The organism is Vibrio sp. YT-19(2023), from assembly GCF_033337395.1.
Genome location: NZ_JAWOQN010001223.1, coordinates 1 through 505 on the forward strand (window position 1 = coordinate 1; position 505 = coordinate 505).

1 protein-coding gene is annotated in these 505 nt (G+C 47.9%); it reads left to right on the forward strand.

The features are described from left to right. A partial coding sequence (locus R7E78_RS30960; RefSeq protein ID WP_318059248.1) for an ABC transporter permease subunit occupies window positions 1–505 on the forward strand: 505 nt, incomplete at both ends.

The window sequence follows — 505 nt, forward strand, 5'->3', positions numbered from 1 at the left end:
TTCTTATGCGTTTTGCACCGGGAAACCCTTTCTCGACAGAACGTCCACTACCGCCAGAAGTTATGGCGAACATTGAAGCGAAATACGGCCTTGATAAGCCAGTATTCGAGCAATACACAACCTATTTGACCAACGTTCTGCAAGGTGATTTTGGTCCATCGTTTAAATACCTAGATTACACCGTAAACGAGTTGATCGCCGTTGCTCTGCCAGTGTCAGCGAAAGTGGGTTTTATCGCCTTCATCTTTACGTTGATCATGGGCGTGACGGTCGGGACGATAGCGGCTCTCAAGCAGAATACGTGGGTTGACTACACCATAATGTCGACCGCGATGCTTGGTGTGGTTATGCCGTCGTTCGTATTGGCGCCAGCTCTGATTTACCTATTCTCTCTACATTGGCACATTTTCCCTGCGGGTGGTTGGCAAGATGGTAGCTGGCAGTTTTTAGTGTTGCCGGTTATTGGTATGTCATTGCTTTACGTTGCAACGTTTGCCCGTATTAC